Here is a 17,523-nt window from a genome sequence, read left to right as displayed (position 1 = left end):
CGAGACCGCGCAGACTAATCCCATTCCGTTTCAACGCCTACGGGCGCCCCCAAAAGCGTGCGCTCGCCTAATACTTTAGTTGTAATCTGCCGCGTGTTTGATATCGTGACAGTGGGAGGAATTCAGATGGCCGTGGAGTGCAAATCCGCGCCCTATATGGGCGTCTTTTCAACCATTGAACTGGATCTTTTGAGGGGTGTGGTGCGGGAAACTTTGCGGTCCGGCGAAGCGGAGCTCGACAACGAGGACGCCGAAAGGATCGCGCGTGTGGTCATCGCAACCTACAAGGACGGCGCCTCGGGCCGCGAGGAATTGCTTGAAGCCGCCCGGATTGCCGCCAGGCGCTGCGCCCTCGACCATTTTTACGATCGAGCAGTCGGCCTGTTCGCATAGGACTTCGCAGCTGACGCACTTCAGGGCGGTGTTGCTCGTTCGACATTTCGTTGCGCACGTCGATCTCGTCAGTCGCTGCGGCCTACCTTCTCATGTCCTTCGAGCCGCAAGTCTGCCATCTGCTGCGAACCGTCGGTGGCAAATCTCACTGGCAGATCGCAAACGTTGGAGATTGGCCGAAACACCCCTCCACTTCGTCATCCTAGGCGAAGCAAGGAGCGAAGCGGCGCGGCGCAGACCCTGGGATCCATGCCGTTACCTCAGCCGAAGAATGCTACGCCCCAGACCCGAACGCTACCACCCCGTTCCGCGAAAAAGCTCGAACCATTCTGGGTTGGGTCGGCAGCGACCCTTACGCAGAAATACCCAGCCTGAACTTGTCCGTATCTCTCATCCTGCCTTGCCTCGCGGCCAGGTGGTTCGTCAGCAGATTTTCTTCGATCGGCTGTGACAGGAAAAACCCTTGAGCGCTGTGACAATGCTCGGCGATCAGGAAATCGAGCTGCGCTTCGTTTTCCACCCCCTCTGCCAGAACGGTCAAGCCGAGCGAATTGGCCAGCGCTATAATGCCTCGAACGACGTTCTGTTTTTTCTTCGACGCTTCCAGACCGCTCAAGAACGATCGGTCGATCTTCAGCCGATCGAGGTTGAAGTCGGCAAGGTAGCCGAAACTTGAATAGCCGGAGCCAAAATCGTCGAGTGCCAGACCGACGCCGATATTTCGAATTTCCGTCAGCATGTTCAAGGCGTTTCGGCTGTTCTGGATAAGCACCCCTTCCGTTATTTCCAGTTGCAGGCGCGACGGCGGCAGTCCTGTTTGTTGCAGCACCAGAACAAGGTGGACAAAGTACGCATCGTTCTGAAGGCTTTTGCCCGACAGATTGACCGAGCAAACGAAATCATCGGCAGAAACAGGCGCCCATCGAGCTGCCTGCAGGCAAGCCTTGCTCAGCACGACCTTGTCGACTTCCAGTATCAGGTCGCTTCGTTCGGCAATTGGAATGAATGACATCGGCAGACGAATCGCGCCCGAAGCGGGATCGCGCCAGCGCACCAGCGCCTCGGCGCCGATCATGCGGCCGGTTGCCAGCTCGAACTGCGGTTGCCAAACCAGAAAGAACTCGTCGCAGTTAAGCGCACGCTTAATCCCAGCTTCTTGGCCGAGCTGCATATCGAACTGATTGAGGATTGCAGGCGAGAACGTCACGAAGCCAGAGCGTCCTTCGGCTTTGGCGACATAAAGAGCGCTGTCCGCGTTGCGCAACAGGGTGGAAATATCCGAACCATGTTCGGGGAAACACGCCATGCCGATACTGGCTCCCATCCGCACGTGGTGGCCCGCGAGTTCGGCAAACCGGTTCAATTGCTCGCGAAGCCGATTTCCGAGAGCATCGGCTGCCGCGTGCCGGTCCCCGATCGCCATGACGGCGAACTCGTCACCGCCCAGACGGATGGCGGTAACTTCGTCGGGCCGTTCGACCGATTGCAGGATTTCGGCGACGGCTTTCAGCAAGAGATCACCGATGTGATGACCGAACGTATCGTTCACGCTCTTGAAATGATCCAAATCTATCAGGAAAAGCCGGAGTTGCTTGCCGGCCAGCCTTGCCCGGTCCAGCATCACGTCCCTGTTGGCTGACATCCAGGCACGGTTCTTCAGTTCCGTCGTCGCGTCGCGCCAGGCCAGAAACTCCAGTTTCCTTATCGTTTCCCGACGGCCGATAAGCAATACGGCAGTTCCGATCGCCAGCAGCGACAAGACCGCCAGAGCGAATGCAATCTGGTAGTTGAATCTCTTCAGGCTTTTTTCCGCCGAATAGAGATCCACGTTGATCTCATCTCCATATTTGTAATATTCGTCGTTCATCCTCGCTACGAGATGCTCGAGCTCCAACCCCATTTCCTTCAAAATCTTTTCGTCGAGAGGCAGCCCGGCCGCAATCATGGCATCAAGCCGTGTCACCGCGTCAACGATACGCGGAACGATACTTGCGTAGGCGGGAATCTCGCTTGCCGTCCCGGTGCCGTCGATCCGCTTGAAGCGGATGTAGACCAGGTCGTTCGCCGCTGATAACTGCTCAAGGCTGTCTGCAGAGCCGGGGGCGGCCTTGGCGAGCGATGTCATGTCCTTGAGGTGAGTTACATCGCGTATTGCAATATGGAATTCGCGGATGGCGAAAAAGCCGAACCGCGGCAGCGAATATTCGATCTTGCTGAGGCTGAGAAACAGTACGGTGATCAGGACCGCAGAGCTGGCTGCTGCAGCCGCGATGGCGGTCCCGTAGGTGACGGGAACGCGCCAGCCTTCAAAGCGTGCCATTCGAGCCACGCCGGAGCTCGATCAGCCGCCAGGCTCGAGCGTCTTGATCAGCCAGACCCACCGTGGTTTGTGGATTGGCGTATCGAAGGCCGGGTGGTCGTTGAGCGGATAGACCAGCCGGGTCGGACCTTGCGTGCGCCGGGTCAGCAATTTTCCGTTCTGGCGGGTGGCAAGCAGGAGAGGACCTTCCGTCCAATCTTGGCGCGGAATTATCTGCACATATTCGTCCACCGCCCGCAGAACAACGGAATCCTCGCCTTCCAATCCAACGAGCTTGAGCACATCGCGGAACAGGACGCCTTCAAATGTAAGCTGCCCCTTTTCAAATGGACTTGCGGTGGTGACCCGGTAGAGACCGAGCTTTTCCAGCTGTCGCAACGTGACTGGGACCGACTTGCCGTTGTTCTGAACATTGAAGGCCACAGTGTCTGGCGATTCCGGGAGATCAACGGGCTCCAACGCCCCGGCCGGCAAGATGCAAAAGGCCAGGACTGCCAGCATGATCAGACTGCGCTTGAGCGATGAACGTCCTGTGTTGAGCAAGGATGACATGCGCAATCCTTTTCTTCTCGATGGGCCAGCACCCAGCCGTCGCCTGACCTTCATTCGGGCAGGCGGGTTTAACATTGCCATGAATGTCTGATTTTTCCGTTAGCCCTGTTCGGCCGGGAAGAGACGCGCAACGGCGAAACTGCCGATCTCCCCGCTCGTGGCGGAGATGGCCGGCATGAAGGATCGCGGCCTCATTCCAGCTTGGGTTCCTCGCCCCCACGAAGTGGTCCATTGTTGTGGGGCGAGATGCCTGCCAGGGCAGAGGGGGTTGAAGGATCGCCGGCCTTCGAGCTCACGTCTTCTCGCCGGTCGGCCTGATGAAATGGCCGAGCAAATCCATCGGCACCGGAAACACCACCGTCGACGAGCGTTCACCGGCGATGTCATGGAGCGCCTCGAAATAGCGCAGCTGCATGGCCTGGGGGGTCTCGGACAGCATCTTGCCGGCCTCGACGAGTTTTGCCGCCGCCTGCTGTTCGCCGTCGGCATTGATCACTTTCGCACGCCGCAGCCGTTCGGCCTCGGCCTGCTTGGCGATGGCGCGGACCATGTTCTCGTTGAGGTCGACATGCTTGATCTCGACATCGGAGACCTTGATGCCCCAGGCATCGGTCCGCTGATCGAGGATCTCCTGGATGTCGCTGTTGAGCTTGTCGCGTTCGGCCAGCATTTCATCGAGTTCATGCTTGCCGAGCACCGAGCGCAACGTGGTCTGTGCCAGCTGGTTGGTGGCGGTCATGAAGTCCTCGACCTGGATCACCGCCCGCTCGGCGTCGACGATACGAAAATACAGCACTGCGTTGACCTTCACCGAGACGTTGTCGCGCGAGATCACGTCCTGCGGCGGCACGTCCTGGACCACCACCCTCAGGTCGACCTTCACCATCTGCTGCACGAAGGGGATGAGGATGATCAGGCCGGGCCCCTTGACCCCGGTGAAGCGGCCGAGCGTGAAGACCACGCCGCGCTGATATTCCCTCAGGATGCGAATGGCCGCGGACAGGAACATGACCACGACGAGCGCTGCCACCAGATAGGCCACATATCCGAGCATCATTGCCTTGCTCCATCGCTTCGCACATTGCGGCGCCGTATCGTCAGCACGAGACCCCTGACATCAGCCACCTCGACGCTGTCGCCCACCGCAATGGGTTCGTCGGCTTTCGCCCGCCAGCGCTCACCCCGGGCCAGCACGTGTCCCTCGCTGCCCTGCCAGTCGAGGACCTTGGCCGGCAGCCCTTGCATGGCCTGGGCGCCAACACGCGGAACGTTCTTGCGGGCCGCCCACAGATAGCTGCCGGTCAGCAGCGCCAGGCCGAGCGTCAGGATGGCGGCGGTGCCGATGACGGCCCACGACATCTCGAAGCCGGGACCTTCGATCCTGAGCAGCATGGCAGCGCCCAGCAGAAACGCAGCCACGCCTCCCAGCCCAAGCACCACTGTGGGATTAAAGACCTCGACGACGAGGAAGATGATGCCAAGCAGCATCAGGGCAAGGCCGGCATAGCTGATCGGCAGGAGATTGAGCGCATAGAGCCCGAGCAGCAGGCAGATCGTGCCGATCACGCCTGGCGCGACCGCGCCCGGGCTGGTGAACTCGAAGACGAGGCCATAAACGCCGATCAGCATCAGGATGACGGCGATGTTCGGGTCGGTGATGACGGCGAGAAGCCGGATGAGCCAGCCAGGCTCGAGCGTTTCAACCGGCAGCCTTTTGGTCGCCAGCACCTTTTTCCTGCCGGCGATCTCGACCGTCCGGCCGTCGGCCAGCTGAAGCAGTTCGGTCGTGTCGCGGGCGACAAAGTCGATCACATTTTCCTGCAGTGCGGCGCTGGCCGACAGGCTGGCCGCCTCGCGCACCGCCTTTTCACCCCAATCGGCATTGCGCCCGCGCAGTTCGGCCAGGCTGCGGATCAAGGCAACCGCGTCGTTCGTCGCCTTGGCGATCATCGCATTGCCCGCCGGTGGATTCTTCGGGTCCTTGCCGGCTTCCGGGCCATTGTTCTTGTCGTCGCCGGGAAAGGATGGCATCGGCCCGCCCATCTCGATGGGCGTTGCCGCGCCCAGATTGGTGCCGGGCGCCATCGCCGCCACATGGGTTGCGTAGAGGATGTAGGTTCCGGCGCTCGCCGCATGCCCGCCGGCGGGCGCGACATAGCCGATGACGGGAACCGGGGAGGCGAGGATGTCGGCGATGATCTCACGCATGCTGGTGACCAACCCGCCCGGCGTGTTCATCTGCAAGATGAAAACCTCGGCGTTCCGTTCTGCGGCCACCGCCAGCGCTTCCTCGAACTGCATGGCGCTCGCCGGACCGATGGCGCCGTCTATCTCGATGCGCAGCGCAGTCCTCCCCTGGCCGTTTGCTTCTCCTGTTGCTGCGGAAGAAGAACAAACAGCCACAGCGGCTACAAAAGCCGCGGCAATCAGGGCTACACGCGCGAGTTTCACGCTCAAAGCTCCCTATCAGGGATATGGGCTCGATTTTGCTAAAATCCATGCTGCGTCGCGGCGGTGAAGCTGATCCATGGCAACCTTGCGTTGTGCCTAAACCGGTTGGCAGGAAACGGGTGGTTTGTGTGCGCTGCTTCACCCATCTGATGGCAGAAGCCGATGAAGCCAGAGGAGCAGAGCTATGACCATGCACACGGTTCCAGCAGCAGCGGTCCGATCGGCGGAAGCGCGCGTCGCCGGATATGACTGGCAGGCACTGGCCGAGGAGATGAGCTTCTATGGCTGCGCGGTGATGGAAAAGCTGCTGACACCAGAAGAATGCCGGGAGATCGCCGGGCTGTATCCCGACGAAAGCCATTTCCGCAGCCATGTCCACATGGCGCGGCACGGCTTCGGCAAGGGCGAGTACCACTATTTCCGCTATCCCTTGCCCGAGCTGATCGGCGGCTTGCGCACCGCGCTCTATCCGCGCCTTGCCGCCGTCGCCAACGACTGGAACGAACGCATGGGCGTCGCGCAGCGCTACCCGGACGAACACGCCGCGTTCCTCAAGCAATGCCACGAGCAGGGCCAGACGCGGCCGACGCCGCTCCTGCTGCAATATGGTCCCGGCGACTTCAACTGCCTGCATCAGGATCTCTACGGCGAGCTTGCCTTCCCGCTGCAGGTGGCAATCCTGCTGTCGGAACCGGACAAGGACTTCACCGGCGGCGAGTTCGTGCTGACGGAACAGCGTCCGCGCATGCAGAGCCGCGCCGAGGTGGTGCCGCTGCGCCAGGGCGATGCAGTCGCCTTCGCGGTCCACAATCGTCCGGTGCAGGGCAGCAAAGGCAGCTACCGCGTCAATCTCAGGCACGGCGTCAGCCGGCTTCGCTCCGGCATGCGCCATACCGTCGGCATTATCTTCCACGACGCGAAATAGGGCTGTCCCTGCGTGGAGGCGACCAGCAACTTCGTGCCAAGGGGATCTGTTGTCGGAGTCGGCGCCGCCCCTCATCGCCCTGCCGGGCACTTCTCCCCGTGTGACGGGGAGAAGGGACTGGTCGCACCGTGGCGGATATTCTGCAACGCTGGTGATTGGCGAAACCATCGATGAGAGCGCCCCTCTCCCCGTCACTATACGGGGAGAGGGTGCCGGCAGGCAGGTGAGGGGCAGCGCAAAGCTGAAGCGATTGGCTGCCGAACAATTCTTCAGGCAACCGCGGCAATCGCGGAAAAATAAAAATCTCACCCGCAAAGATCTTTGTCATCCAATCGTTAACCAAGGTTCATACGGTGAGCGGGTTGTTTCTCTGCCGGCGTTCGTTCGCCGGGCGGATGACTGTTGATATCTGCCAAGACTGAAAACTAGCTATTTGTTCGCGCGTCGGGGATCGCCATGATGTTTCCAGCAAGCTTTGCGTCACTACGGCGCAAATCGGCGAAGTTAAGCGGCGCCATCACGCTGGCTGTTGCCTTGATGATCGGGGCCGCTGCACAGGCCGAGCCTATCCGCGGCGCCGGATCGACACTGGCCGCCCCGATCATCGGCAAATGGGCAACGGCCTACGAGAACGCCCGCGCCGACGGCGGCGACTATGTCTCGCCCGATTGGAAGGTGGACTATGAAATCGTCGGCTCGCTCGCCGGCGTCCTGCGTCTCGATCAGCCGGATATCGACTTTGCCGTGACGGATGCGCCGATCAATGGCGCCGAACTCAAGAAGGCCGGCCGACAGCAGTTTCCGATCGTGATGGGCGCCATCGCCGTCGTCGTCAATCTCGACGGCATCGGCCCGGGAAGCCTTCGCCTGACCGGGCCGCTGCTGGCCGACATCTATCTGGGCAAGATCCAGTCATGGTCCGATCCCGCGATCAAGGCGGTGAATCCGGATGTGACGCTGCCCGATCTCAGGATCAGCGTCGTTCACCGCAAGGATGGCTCCGGCTCGACCTTTGTCTTCACGCAGTATCTGTCGGCGGTCAGCGATGAATGGAAGGCCAAATACGGCGCAAATACACTGATCTCGTGGCCGCTCGGCACTGACGCGGAAGGCACACAGAACCTCATCCAAGCCGTGCACGACACGAAGGGCGCGATCGCCTATGCCGAATCCGGCCAGGCCCAGCGCGCCAGCCTTGCCTACGCGCTGATCCAGAACAGAGCCGGCAAGTTCGTCAAGCCGGAGCCGCAGGGCGTGCAAGCTGCCGCGACATCCATCGACTGGGCGCAAACGACCGACTTCTTCGCCTCGCTGACCGATCGAGACGGCGATGCCGCCTATCCGATCAGCACGGCGGTGTTCGCGGTCGTTCAGGTCTCGGGCCGTTCGGAACATCGCTATCGCCGCGTGCACGACCTTTTCCGGCTCGCCTTCGCCCACGGCGCTGATGACGCCGCCGCGCTCGGCTACGTGCCGCTGCCGAAGGCGCTCGTCGCCCGGATCGAGCAATACTGGGCAAGGCTGGAGCCGGTCGGAAACTGAGCGGAAGAGCCAGGCCGCTGCTTCGCGCAGCGCCTGAACTGAAATTCATATCGCGCCGTGATGGCGGCTTGTTGGGGACTGCGTGACATGGACATCGATATCTTCAAGGACATCCTCGTGCCGGTGATCGGCGGGTTGGGCATTTTTATGCTCGGCCTCGACTTCATGGCCAACGGCATCCAGGCGCTGTCGGTCAACCGGATGCGCGCCTTTCTCGCCAAGGCCGCCGGAACGCCGATCAAGGGCGTGCTGGCGGGAACGCTGATCACCGGCGTCATCCAGTCGTCGACGGCGATGAGCGTCATGGTCGTCGGCCTGGTCAATGCCGGCGTCATCGCGCTTCGACCGGCGATCAGCGTGATCATGGGCGCCAATATCGGCACCACGCTCGGCAACGGGCTCATCGCCCTGCCGCTCGGTCCGCTCGGGCTGATCCTGGCCGGCGTGTTCTCGCTGATCTACTGCTTTGCCAAAAGCGAGAAGGTCAAGAACATAGCGCTTGCCGGCATGGGCTTCGCGCTGATCTTCTATGGCCTCAACCTGATGACCGGCGGCCTGCGCCCGTTGCGCAACCTGCCCGAAGTCATGGCCCTGCTGCAAACGCTGACGGCCGACTCCTACCTCAACCTGCTCAAATGCGTGTTCATCGCCGCCGGCGTGACCGCCATGATCCATTCGTCCTCGGCGACGATCGGCATTGTCATGGGCCTTGGCGCCGCCGGCATTCTCGACTGGACGACGGCCGTCGCCTTCTCGCTCGGCGCCGATCTCGGCACCACGATCACCTCGTGGATGGCTTCGCTCAATCTTTCGAAAAACGCCAAGCGCACCGCTTACGCCCACATCTCCTTCAACATCATCGGCGTGTGCATCACCATCCCGCTGTTCTTCGTCTCCATGCAGGTCCTGGAATGGGCCATGCAGTTCTTCGGCGGCGATCCCGCCATTCCGGTGATCGTCGACGGCAAGGAGACCTTTCCCCTGGTGCCGGTCGCGGTCGGCCTCTACTCGACCTTCTTCAACGTCTTCAACACGTTGTTGCTGTTTCCGTTCATCGGGGTGTTCGAGCGGGTCCTGTCGCGTGTCGGTCACACCGATGCCGAGGACACGGAAGATTTCTCGACGCCGCGATTCCTCGACCGCAAGCTGGCCGGCGATTTCGCCAAGGCCGTTCCCGCTGTCCAGCAGGAGACGGCCCGCCATCTGCAAGCCGGCGCCATGTTCCTCGACATCGCCCGCTCGTCGAAGAAGGCGCCGTCGGATCCGGGCGAGCACTACCTCGCAACCGATATCCTCAGCCGCGACATCCGCGCCTACACCGCCGAATTGATGAAGGAAGACCTGCCCTACGACCAGCTCGACCTGATCGCCAGCCTGATCGAGGAAGCCGACTTCACCGCCGCCCTGACGGAATCGATGCATCAGGTGGCGCGCCGCGTCAGGCGCGAGAAGTTCAGCGGTCCGGCGCAGGCCATCGTCGACGTCGGGCTGAGCAAGCTCGATGCCTCGCTGCGACAGATCTTGCCGACTTACGGCATCTCCGACCCGAAGGTGCCGGCCGGACATGTCAATCTGCCGGAGGTCGAGGAACTGCGTGCCCGCACGCTGGCGCTCGGACCCAATGCAGGCGCCGCCGAACGCGGCACGATCCTGGCCCTGCTCGGGTCGATCGAACGCGCGGAAATCCTGATCCAACGCATCGATGCCGAGCGCAAATCGGTCAACCGGCAAAGCGTGCTCGCCCGGGCGTCGGCACGCAAGGAAACCAGGCCGCACGCGATGGGCGATCCCGGCCTCAGCCCGGTCCCGGCCGAGTAGCGGGGCGGGACATAGCGCGTTCGCATTAGAGGCGACGAATTATCGAAGTCGGCGCCGCCCCTCATCGCCCTGCCGGGCACTTCTCCCCGTATAGTGACGGGGAGAAGTGGCTGGCGGCGACCTAGGTGAATATTCTGCAACGCTGGTGATTGGCGAAACCGGCGAAGAGAGTGCCCTCTCCCCGTCACTATACGGGGAGAGGATGCCGGCAGGCAGGTGAGGGGCAGCGCCAACCTGAAGCGATGGGGTGCCGTTCCGCTTTGCCGGGTCGCTTCGGCGCCTTCGCTCAGCCTTGAAACAGCGCCAGTTCTTCGGCCGTGAGGTGGCGGGCCTTGCCCCTGGCGAGGTCGCCGAGCTGCAAGCGGCCGATCGCCACCCGCACCAGGCGAAGCACCTCGACCTCATGCGCGCCGAGCAGCCGGCGGATGTGGCGGTTGCGGCCCTCGTCGAGTGTGATTTCCAGCCAGGCGGTGCTGGCGCCGCTGCGCAGGATGTCGATCGACCGCGCCGTCAAATCTTCGCCATCGACCGTGGCGCCGGCGCGCAACCGCGCCAGCAGGGCCGCGTCGGGCAGGGCGCCGATCTGGACGTGATAGATCTTGGCGACGTGCGAGGCGGGGTCGAGCAGGCGCTGGGCGAAACGCGTGTCGTTGGTCATCAAGAGCAGGCCCTCGCTGGCCTTGTCGAGGCGGCCGACCGGCGACACGAAGGGCAGGTCGAGCTCTGCCAGGCAGTCGTAGACGGTGCCGCGGTCCTGCGGGTCGTTGCGGGTGGTGACCAGGCCGCGCGGCTTGTTGATCATCAGATAGACCTTGCGCTCGGCGACGACGCGGCTGCCGTCGACCTCGATGCGGTCGCGGCCGGGATCGACGCGCAGCGAGCCGTTGCGCACGATTTTGCCGGCGACCCGGACGCGCCCTTCGGCGACCAGAATTTCCGCCTGCTTGCGCGAGCACAGGCCGAGCTTTGACAGCGCACGGCAAAGGCTGACGCCTGGCGGACTGGCTCCGGCGCTAGGCGAGGGGCGTGGCCAGCCGGCGTTCGGCCGTGGCGCCATAGTTTTGCGTGATCGTTCCGGCAAGTCAGGTCTTCCCCGCCACCTGAGGTGAATATTTGCTAACAGAAAGCCGCCGGGGTGGATATCTGGATTTCTCGATAGGAGTATCCGGACGTGTGAGCTGCGGCCCTCCGTTGCGACAGGTCGCCTCCGGACATCATGGCAAAGTTGGCGGGACAGCGCCCCCCTCTGTCCTGCCGGACATCTCCCCCACAAGGGGGGAGATCGGCCGTTATCACTGGTTCCGCCAATCGCCCAACTTTGAAAAAGAGGCGCGGTTGGCAAAGCTGCCGATCTCCCTCCTTGTGGGGGAGATGTCCGGCAGGACAGAGGGGGCGCCGTAGAGCGCCAACATTTCGAGCCTCGCACGCGCCCCGACGCTGATCGCCGGGGGCGCCACGATCGTCAGTTTGCCCTGGGCTCGTCCTCGACAACGAAAGATGCGGCAATCAGGTCGTCGGCATCGATCCGCAGGGAGCCTTCACCTGCTCCCATGACAGCGGCTACCTTCTGAAAAATTTTCATCTCGTGCTCGGTAATCCGGGCGCTCCGCATCCTGGCTTTGAGATCAGCGATGCGCAGCCCCAATGTGTGGGACGTTCCAATTTCACGGTTCGACATGACAACATGCTCCTCCCCGACCCATGCTTTTTGCCTCCCCACCGCTATTCGCCCGTCGCCTATCATGTTTGCCCAAAAATAAGGCATCGCGAATACAGCGCCCCGAACGCTGGTGCGAGGGGAAGGTTCCGGCGCAACATGGTCACGAAATAATACGGGCCGCCGCCGCCGGCGGGTTACCCGCAGGAGATGGCTAGCCGTCATTCTTCGATTTGTGACGGACTCGCCGGCAAGGTGAGCTCAAAAGAAGATTTGACTGGATCCTCCCGGGGAGGATACAAAACAGGCATGTCCGAAGGCATCCATCGTTCGCATCCGGCTATCGTGAAGCGCCTGAAGCGCGCGCAGGGCCACCTTGCGGCGGTGCTGTCGATGTTCGAGGCGCATCGTCCTTGCGTTGATCTGGCGCAACAACTCCACGCCGTGGAGAGCGCCATCAGCAGCGCAAAGCGCGAACTGATCCACGATCATATCGAGCATTGCCTGGCGGACACCGCGGAAGCGGGCGGCAACTCGCTGGCGGAACTCAAGCAACTGGCGAAATATTTGTGAGCCGTCAAATGCCTGTGCTCGGCGCGCGCATCCTCGACTGGTTCGGGTTCGGGCCGCGCGATCACGCCGCGCATGGTCATGGCCATCACGATCATGTGAGCGGGTCGCATAGCCACGGGGTCATCGATGCGACCATTGCGACGACCGACCGAGGCATTTGGGCGATAAAATGGTCGTTCGTCATCCTGGCAATCACCGCGGCGATGCAGATGGTCGTGGTCGCGCTGTCGGGCAGCGTGGCGCTGCTGGCCGACACGGTCCACAACATCGGCGATGCCACCACCGCCATTCCACTGTGGATCGCCTTCCTGCTGGCCCGGCGCAAGCCGTCGCCGACCTTCACCTACGGCCTGGGCCGGGTCGAGGACCTGGCTGGGATCATCATCGTCGCGATCATCCTGTTCAGCGCCATCGTCGCCGGTTACCAGGCCATCGACCGTTTGATCAATCCACGCGTGGTGACGCATCTGGGCTGGCTGGCGGCGGCGGGCATTGTCGGCTTTCTCGGCAACGAGGCCGTCGCGGTGTTCCGCATCCGCGTCGGCCGCGAAATCAACAGCGCCGCACTCATTGCCGACGGCTACCACGCTCGCACCGACGGCCTGACCAGCCTTGCCGTGGTCCTCGGAGCGTTCGGCGTCTGGCTCGGTTTTGCGCTGGCCGACCCGATCGTCGGCCTGCTCATCACGCTTGCGATCTTCGGCATCGTCTGGCAGTCGGCGCGCTCGGTGCTGACCCGCATGCTCGACGGTATAGATCCTGATGTCATCGGCGACATCCACCATGCCGCCGCGCATGTGCCGGCAGCGCGCATTGTCGAGGCCAAGGCGCGGTGGATCGGTCACAGGCTGCACGCCGACATTGCCATCGCCGTGGAAGAAAGCCTGCCCGTCTGCGAAGCGAAGACGATCATTGCAGCGCTGGAGCACCAGCTGTTCGAGCACATGCCGGCGCTTGCGGCGGCGAATATTAGATTGGCGAACGCGGTTGCCGATCATCGCCATGGACATCCCCACGGCGAGCACGACAGCCACTAACGGTCGCTCCGACCGGCGCGTTTCCGTTCGCCGCGCGAAAGATGTTGAGACCGCCGCGTCTTAGTCCATTATCCCCGGGTCCATTATCTCTGGCTCGTGCAAGGCTTGACCCGAGCGCCAAACGTGGCCGGAAACCGGATTGAGAAGATGCCTCAGGCGCCACTTATCGCAACCCTTGTCGCCGGCCTCGGACTCGCCTTCATCCTCGGCACGTTGGCGAACCGACTTCGCCTGTCGCCACTGGTCGGCTACCTCGTGGCTGGTGTCTTGATTGGCCCGTTCACGCCCGGCTTCGTTGCCGACCAGGCGCTGGCGCGCCAACTCGCCGAGCTCGGCGTGATCCTGCTGATGTTTGGCATAGGGCTGCATTTTTCGCTGAACGATCTGCTGTCGGCAAGAAAGATCGCGATTCCCGGCGCTATCGGTCAAATGGCTCTGGTGACCATGCTCGGGCTCCTCGTGACGCAGGCGATCGGCTGGCCGATCGGAGCCGGAGTGGTGTTTGGGCTGGCCCTGTCGGTTGCAAGCACAGTCGTGGTCCTACGGGCGCTGCAGGAAATGAGGCAGCTCGAAACCGATGGCGGACGCATCGCAGTCGGCTGGCTGGTCGTAGAGGACCTCGCCATGATCCTCGCGCTCGTGCTGTTGCCGGCCTTCGCCGGTGTGCTCGGTGGCAATTTCAACGGGCCAAACCTTAACGGCAATGACCTGTTCACATTGTTTGAGCCGCAGACCATCTGGAGCGCGCTCGGGCTGACGCTGGGCAAATTGGCGGCTTTCTTCGCGATCATGGTTGTCGTCGGGCGACGTGTCATTCCGCCGATCCTTCACTACGTTGCTCACACTGGCTCGCGAGAGCTTTTCCGTTTGGCCGTGCTGGCGATCGCCCTTGGTGTCGCTTTCGGGGCAGCCGAGCTGTTCGGCGTCTCGTTCGCTCTTGGGGCGTTTTTCGCAGGAATGATCCTTGCCGAATCCCAGTTGAGCCAAAGGGCCGCTCAGGAAACGCTGCCGCTGCGCGACGCATTCGCCGTGCTTTTCTTCGTCTCCGTCGGCATGCTGTTCAACCCGATGATCCTGGTCGAGCAGCCGCTGCTCGTCGGCGTGACATTTTTGATCATCGTCATCGGCAATGCCACGGCCGCATCGGCCATCGCATTGATGTTCGGCTATCCGTCCCACGTGGCCCTGACACTCGGCCTAAGCCTGGCGCAAATCGGCGAGTTCTCCTTCATCCTGGCGGGACTGGGTGTCGACCTCGCGCTTCTTCCAGAGGCTGGACGTGACCTGGTGCTTGCCGGAGCCATCCTTTCGATCCTCGTCAACCCGCTGCTGTTTGCGGCGTTGGATCGGCTGACGCCGTGGCTGAAAGCACGAGAGCGAACCATCGCCACGCAAGAAGGCAAATCCGAACCGCCCGAACTCGCGGCTACCAGCCTGACAGACCACGCGGTGCTTGTCGGCCATGGACGGGTCGGAAGCCTGGTCGCGGAGACGTTGCAAAAGGCAAGGCAGCCTTACCTGGTGATCGAGGAACGGCAAGTGATAGTAGAACAGCTGCGCGCCCGCGGCGTTGATGTCATTGCGGGAAATGCCGCCCAGCCGGGCCTGCTTGAGGCGGCCAACGTTGCCTCGGCCCGGTGGTTGATCAGCGCCATTCCCAATCCGTTCGAGAGCGGCAATCTCATCGAGCAAGCCCATGCCATCAATCCAAGGCTCGAGATCATCGCCCGTGCGCATTCCGATGCCGAAGTGGATTACCTGAAGAAGTTCGGCGCCGACCTGATCATCATGGGCGAGCGGGAGATCGCGCGCGGCATCTCGGATCACATTCTGAGCCGGATCGATGCCCCAGCCGCCCCCGTCGCCGACCAGAGCCAAAACGCGCGCCAGGTCGACCCAAAGCCGATGGCCGGGTAATGGCGGCAGCTGCGCCAACAGCATCTCCAGCTTCTTCCGCTGATAGCGTGAGGTCTGGCAGGCGTCGGTCTTTGAAGCAACGCCGGGTTCCGGCACCTGCAATCACGGCCGGCCGACCTATATCCAACTGAAGCTGGCCGATATCGAGCGGCTGTGTCGACGGCGGAAACGTCGTTTGCAACGGCAATAGCTTGTTTGTTCGCATCACTTTCAGGGAGATAAGGAGCCATGATTTCCGGCGCACACATGATCATCTACAGCACGGATGCCGAGGCAGACCGCGCATTTTTTCGCAATGTCCTACGTTTTCCAGCAGTCGATGCTGGCGAAGGCTGGTTGATCTTCGCATTGCCGCCGGCCGAGATTGCCGTTCACCCGGCCGCCGAAGTCGACAGCCACGAAGTCTATCTCATGTGCGAAGACATCAATGCCACAATCCAAGAGCTGAAATCGCACGATGTTGAATGCACTTCGGTCACCGATGAAGGCTGGGGCCTGCTCACGCATGTCTCGCTTCCCAGTGGCGGCTCGCTTGGCCTTTACCAGCCGAGGCATGCTTTGGCGCACAAAGCCGGGGCTGCTTAAGTGGCCGTTTTCCGGCTGCACCCGCTCATTGGCTGCCGATCACCATGCGGTTGCCCTCTCTGTCGCGAAATTCCGCCACCGTGCGGCCTGGCTGCCAGGGCGCCTCCTGCGGTTCGGTGATGATCTCGACGCCGCCCGCCTTCAACGCCGCGATCGTCGCCTCGACATCGTCGTCGACCAGCACCAGCACCGGCTCCGCGCCTGGCGTGTCGTCGGCGCGCCTCACGAAATGCAGGTTCGTCACGGCGTCGGGAAATTTCAGCTCGATCCAGCGCCAGCCGCTATCGCCCATCTTCTCGTCGGCCGTCACCTTGCAGGCGAAATGCCTGGTGTAGAACGCCTTGGCGCGGTCCTGGTCGAATACCGGCAGTTCGGCAAACTGGATGTGCATGGTCGTCGCTCCTGCTCCTCGATGGCTGCCGCCTAGCCGTCCGCAGGTGGAAGTCGATCCGGGCGGCCGAAAAAATTTATAGCGTGCGAGAATCTTTTCGGGAACGCGAAACGTCTTCTGCTCAGACCAACCATTCAGGAGACGAACCATGGGCTACAAACTCATTCGCTACAGCGTGAAAGACACCGGGCTGGAAGAGAACCGCGCGCTGGTGGCAAAAGTGTTCGAGACGCTGGATGAAACGGCGCCGCAGAGCGTGCGCTATCTCGTGCTCGAACTCGACGACGGCGAGTTCGTCCATGTCGTCGGCGAGGGAAATGACACATCCGCGCTGACCGGGCTTGCGGCCTTCGAGGCGTTCACGCAAAACCATGCGGAACGGCGCTCGACGCCGGTCAAGCGGTCGCCTGCCAAAATTATCGGCAACTACCGTGTGCTTGAGGAGAGCAAGGCCGGATAGAATGGACGCCGTGATCCAACCGAAATTCGATCGGCCTGCGCTGGAGTCGATGCTCTCCGGGTTCCGCCCAAAGCTGCACCGCTACTGCGCCCGCATGGCCGGCTCGGTGATCGACGGCGAAGACATCGTGCAGGAGACGCTGATCAAGGCGCTGCAGGCGGTCGACGGCAGCATGACCGTCGAGCGGCCCGAGCAATGGCTGTTTCGCATCGCCCATAATGCCGCGCAGGACCATCTGCGCCGGCGCCATCGGGAAAGGTCGCGCATGACCGAGACCGACATGACCACGATCGAGGATCCTTCCGGCAGCGCCGACTCAAGGCTCGCCGCGGCGGCCGGCCTGCGCAGCTTCATGCAGCTCTCGGTGGCGCAGCGCAGCGCCGTGATCCTGGTCGACGTGCTCGGCCTTTCGCTGCATGAGACCTGCGAGGTGACCGGCGCGACGCTGGCCGCCACCAAGGCGGCGCCGCATCGCGGGCGGGCGCAGTTGCGCCTGCTGGCGTCGCAGCCTGAGCACGTCGTCGCGCCCAGGCTCGACGCCGATGACGAGCGGCGGCTGCGCCGCTATGTCGATCTGTTCAACGCGCGCGACTTCGACGCGGTCAGGGCGCTGATCGCCGAGGATGTCCAGCTCGAATTGGTCAGCCGGCTCCGCATGCGCGGCAAGGCTGAAGTGTCGACCTATTTCGGCAATTACGAGCGCATCAGCGACTGGGCGCTGTCGCTGGGTTTTGTCGACGGCCGGCCGGCGATCCTGATCCGCAACCCGCAGGAGCCGGACGGCGCGGTGCGCGGCTTCATGCTGGTCGAATGGCGGGAGGAGCGGGTCGTCCAGATCCGCGATTTTCGTTATGCGCCCTGGTGCCTGATCGATGCCGAGATCAGCACGATGGAGGGGTAGG

18 protein-coding genes are annotated in these 17,523 nt (G+C 62.4%); 11 read left to right on the top strand and 7 right to left on the bottom strand.

Annotated elements, in window-relative coordinates:
* The first annotated feature begins 126 nt into the window (after positions 1 to 126).
* The gene (locus X738_RS57240) at positions 127 to 393 is read left to right on the top strand and encodes a hypothetical protein (protein WP_023799099.1); all 267 of its coding nucleotides are present in this window, start codon (positions 127 to 129) and stop codon (positions 391 to 393) included.
* A 352-nt stretch (positions 394 to 745) separates the two neighbouring features.
* On the opposite strand, the gene X738_RS0141550 is transcribed toward X738_RS57240, so the two are convergent.
* Together X738_RS0141550 and X738_RS80835 are read right to left on the bottom strand one after the other, a co-directional pair.
* Positions 746 to 2,713: a putative bifunctional diguanylate cyclase/phosphodiesterase gene (locus X738_RS0141550; protein WP_023799098.1), complete on the bottom strand. Its 1,968-nt coding sequence runs from the start codon at positions 2,711 to 2,713 to the stop codon at positions 746 to 748.
* A gap of 21 nt (positions 2,714 to 2,734) precedes the next feature.
* On the bottom strand, positions 2,735 to 3,187 hold the full coding sequence (locus X738_RS80835) for a molybdopterin-dependent oxidoreductase (protein ID WP_198032814.1): 453 nt from the start codon (positions 3,185 to 3,187) through the stop codon (positions 2,735 to 2,737).
* A gap of 25 nt (positions 3,188 to 3,212) precedes the next feature.
* On the opposite strand from X738_RS80835, the gene X738_RS86050 reads away from it, so the two are divergent.
* The gene (locus tag X738_RS86050; protein ID WP_198032813.1) at positions 3,213 to 3,356 is read left to right on the top strand and encodes a hypothetical protein; all 144 of its coding nucleotides are present in this window, start codon (positions 3,213 to 3,215) and stop codon (positions 3,354 to 3,356) included.
* A 201-nt stretch (positions 3,357 to 3,557) separates the two neighbouring features.
* On the opposite strand, the gene X738_RS57235 is transcribed toward X738_RS86050, so the two are convergent.
* Both X738_RS57235 and X738_RS57230 read right to left on the bottom strand, forming a co-directional pair.
* A complete protein-coding gene (locus X738_RS57235) occupies positions 3,558 to 4,322 on the bottom strand; it encodes a slipin family protein (protein WP_023799095.1) in 765 nt (254 codons plus the stop codon).
* The gene (locus X738_RS57230; RefSeq protein WP_023799094.1) at positions 4,319 to 5,716 is read right to left on the bottom strand and encodes an NfeD family protein; all 1,398 of its coding nucleotides are present in this window, start codon (positions 5,714 to 5,716) and stop codon (positions 4,319 to 4,321) included. Before X738_RS57230 ends, X738_RS57235 begins: the two co-directional genes overlap by 4 nt.
* Positions 5,717 to 5,900: 184 nt before the next feature.
* Here X738_RS57230 and X738_RS57225 point away from each other — a divergent pair, with 184 nt between their 5' ends.
* The 3 genes from X738_RS57225 to X738_RS57215 all read left to right on the top strand — a co-directional run bounded on the left by X738_RS57225 (position 5,901) and on the right by X738_RS57215 (position 10,001).
* On the top strand, positions 5,901 to 6,641 hold the full coding sequence (locus X738_RS57225; protein WP_023799093.1) for a 2OG-Fe(II) oxygenase: 741 nt from the start codon (positions 5,901 to 5,903) through the stop codon (positions 6,639 to 6,641).
* A gap of 456 nt (positions 6,642 to 7,097) precedes the next feature.
* On the top strand, positions 7,098 to 8,183 hold the full coding sequence (pstS, locus tag X738_RS57220) for a phosphate ABC transporter substrate-binding protein PstS (RefSeq protein ID WP_023799092.1): 1,086 nt from the start codon (positions 7,098 to 7,100) through the stop codon (positions 8,181 to 8,183).
* An 87-nt stretch (positions 8,184 to 8,270) separates the two neighbouring features.
* Complete coding sequence (locus tag X738_RS57215) at positions 8,271 to 10,001, top strand: Na/Pi cotransporter family protein (RefSeq protein ID WP_023799091.1); 1,731 nt, start codon at positions 8,271 to 8,273, stop codon at positions 9,999 to 10,001.
* A 286-nt stretch (positions 10,002 to 10,287) separates the two neighbouring features.
* Here the strand turns inward: X738_RS57215 and X738_RS57210 are convergent, their stop codons facing one another.
* Positions 10,288 to 11,058, bottom strand: a complete 771-nt coding sequence (locus X738_RS57210) for a pseudouridine synthase (protein ID WP_023799090.1) — start codon at positions 11,056 to 11,058, stop codon at positions 10,288 to 10,290.
* A gap of 405 nt (positions 11,059 to 11,463) precedes the next feature.
* Positions 11,464 to 11,679, bottom strand: coding sequence for a hypothetical protein (locus X738_RS57205; RefSeq protein WP_023799088.1), 216 nt, complete (start codon positions 11,677 to 11,679; stop codon positions 11,464 to 11,466).
* Between the two features lie 288 nt (positions 11,680 to 11,967).
* Between X738_RS57205 and X738_RS57200 the strand changes: the two genes are divergently transcribed.
* From X738_RS57200 to X738_RS57185, 4 genes are all read left to right on the top strand, one after another.
* On the top strand, positions 11,968 to 12,231 hold the full coding sequence (locus X738_RS57200; RefSeq protein ID WP_023799087.1) for a metal-sensing transcriptional repressor: 264 nt from the start codon (positions 11,968 to 11,970) through the stop codon (positions 12,229 to 12,231).
* A gap of 8 nt (positions 12,232 to 12,239) precedes the next feature.
* Positions 12,240 to 13,268, top strand: coding sequence for a cation diffusion facilitator family transporter (locus tag X738_RS57195; protein ID WP_023799086.1), 1,029 nt, complete (start codon positions 12,240 to 12,242; stop codon positions 13,266 to 13,268).
* 147 nt (positions 13,269 to 13,415) lie between these two features.
* Positions 13,416 to 15,185 (top strand): YbaL family putative K(+) efflux transporter, encoded by a 1,770-nt coding sequence (gene ybaL, locus X738_RS57190; RefSeq protein ID WP_023799085.1) that lies wholly within the window; start codon positions 13,416 to 13,418, stop codon positions 15,183 to 15,185.
* 228 nt (positions 15,186 to 15,413) lie between these two features.
* Positions 15,414 to 15,770, top strand: a complete 357-nt coding sequence (locus tag X738_RS57185; RefSeq protein WP_023799084.1) for a VOC family protein — start codon at positions 15,414 to 15,416, stop codon at positions 15,768 to 15,770.
* A gap of 25 nt (positions 15,771 to 15,795) precedes the next feature.
* Here the strand turns inward: X738_RS57185 and X738_RS57180 are convergent, their stop codons facing one another.
* On the bottom strand, positions 15,796 to 16,161 hold the full coding sequence (locus X738_RS57180) for a VOC family protein (protein WP_023799083.1): 366 nt from the start codon (positions 16,159 to 16,161) through the stop codon (positions 15,796 to 15,798).
* A 148-nt stretch (positions 16,162 to 16,309) separates the two neighbouring features.
* Here X738_RS57180 and X738_RS57175 point away from each other — a divergent pair, with 148 nt between their 5' ends.
* On the top strand, positions 16,310 to 16,621 hold the full coding sequence (locus X738_RS57175) for a hypothetical protein (protein ID WP_023799082.1): 312 nt from the start codon (positions 16,310 to 16,312) through the stop codon (positions 16,619 to 16,621).
* Position 16,622: 1 nt separating this feature from the next.
* Positions 16,623 to 17,522 (top strand): sigma-70 family RNA polymerase sigma factor, encoded by a 900-nt coding sequence (locus X738_RS57170; RefSeq protein ID WP_023799081.1) that lies wholly within the window; start codon positions 16,623 to 16,625, stop codon positions 17,520 to 17,522.
* Position 17,523 lies beyond the last annotated feature (1 nt).

The sequence above is a fragment of the Mesorhizobium sp. L48C026A00 genome (assembly GCF_000502375.1).
In the GTDB taxonomy this organism is placed as follows: Bacteria; Pseudomonadota; Alphaproteobacteria; order Rhizobiales; family Rhizobiaceae; genus Mesorhizobium; species Mesorhizobium muleiense.
Note: the sequence above shows the minus strand (reverse complement) of the source record. Positions and strands in the feature narration are given on the sequence as shown.